This window comes from Mesorhizobium sp. B1-1-5, assembly GCF_006443065.1.
GTDB lineage: Bacteria > Pseudomonadota > Alphaproteobacteria > Rhizobiales > Rhizobiaceae > Mesorhizobium.
Genome location: NZ_VFWS01000528.1, coordinates 1 through 1,174, shown reverse-complemented (window position 1 = coordinate 1,174; position 1,174 = coordinate 1). Strand labels below are relative to the sequence as shown.

The following is a 1,174-nucleotide window of genomic DNA, read 5'->3' as shown; positions in this document are numbered from 1 at the left end:
GCGCAGCTCCCGTCGGCGACAGGCCGACGCGGCGGGCCAGATCGAGCGTCGTGCGGCGGCCATCCTCCTGCAACAAGCGCAGCAGCGAGCGGTCGATGCGGTCGAGATCGTCCATTTCAGGATTCACACTTTCGAACGGGAGCAAACGCGATAATCACGCCGAAATAGCCAAAACAGCATATTTCATCACGCCCCATGGATCGCAATACCGTTGCCGTGCACTCCAGCCACCAACGAAAGCGTATCCATGACGACAGCCCTATCGATCTCCCGCAGCGCCTAGGCCAAGGGCGACACACCGGTGCTCGTCCTGAGCGAGGCCGAGGTGAAGACATGCGTCGATCTTCGCCAGCTTCTCAACGCGCTGGCCAGCGGCTTCAAGGCGCTGTCCGGCGGCAAAGTCGTCAATCCGGCCCGGCCGCAGCTCGACATTCCGCAGGCCGGCTATTCGCTGGCGATGCCCGCCTGGATGGCGGGCATGCACCTGACGGTGAAGAGCGTCAACGTGTTCGAGGGCAATATCGCCGACGGCATCCCAAGCCACCTTGCCACCATCCATCTGTTCGACCCTGCGACGGGCATGCCGGTCTGTGTCATGGACGGCACCTACATCACCGCCGTGCGCACTTCCGGCTCAGCCGTGCTTTCGGTGCGCGAACTCGCCCGCCCCGACGCAAGGATCGCGACCGTGGTCGGCGCCGGTGTGCAGGCCGGCCAACATCTCAATCTCCTGCCGCTGGTGCGCGACTTCGCCGAGATCCGCGTGGTCTCGAAGGAATTCGCCGATGCGCAAGCGCTTGCCGCCCGGCATGTCGGCGTCGTCGCCGTCGACGATCTCGAGGCCGCGATACGCTCGTCGGATGTCGTCTGCCTGGCAACGCACTCCTACGAGCCGGTGATCTCGGCCGACTGGGTGCGGCCCGGCACCCATGTCTCGTCGGTCGGCGTCGCTCCGCCCGGCGGCGAACTGCCTGTTTCGCTTATCGGTAGGGGCAGTCTGTTCGTCGAGACGGCCGATGCTTTCGCCCCTACTCCGGTCGGCTCTTGCGAACTTGACGGCCTCGATCCGCAAACCGGAACCGAACTCGGCGAGATGCTGCTGAGGCTCAGGCCAGGGCGGGTCAGCGCCGAACAGATCACCATCTACAAGGCCATGGGTGTGGCCATGGAGGAC

Annotated in this window: 2 protein-coding genes; one reads left to right on the top strand and one right to left on the bottom strand. The window is 64.9% G+C overall.

What is annotated here, in order from left to right; all coding sequences use genetic code 11:
• On the bottom strand, window positions 1–115 hold a 115-nt coding region (locus FJ980_RS33010; protein WP_140547600.1), incomplete at its 3' end, for an AsnC family transcriptional regulator.
• Window positions 116–301: 186 nt separating this feature from the next.
• On the opposite strand from FJ980_RS33010, the gene FJ980_RS33005 reads away from it, so the two are divergent.
• Window positions 302–1,174, top strand: an 873-nt coding sequence (locus FJ980_RS33005) for an ornithine cyclodeaminase family protein (RefSeq protein WP_140547599.1), incomplete at its 3' end; no start/stop codon positions are given.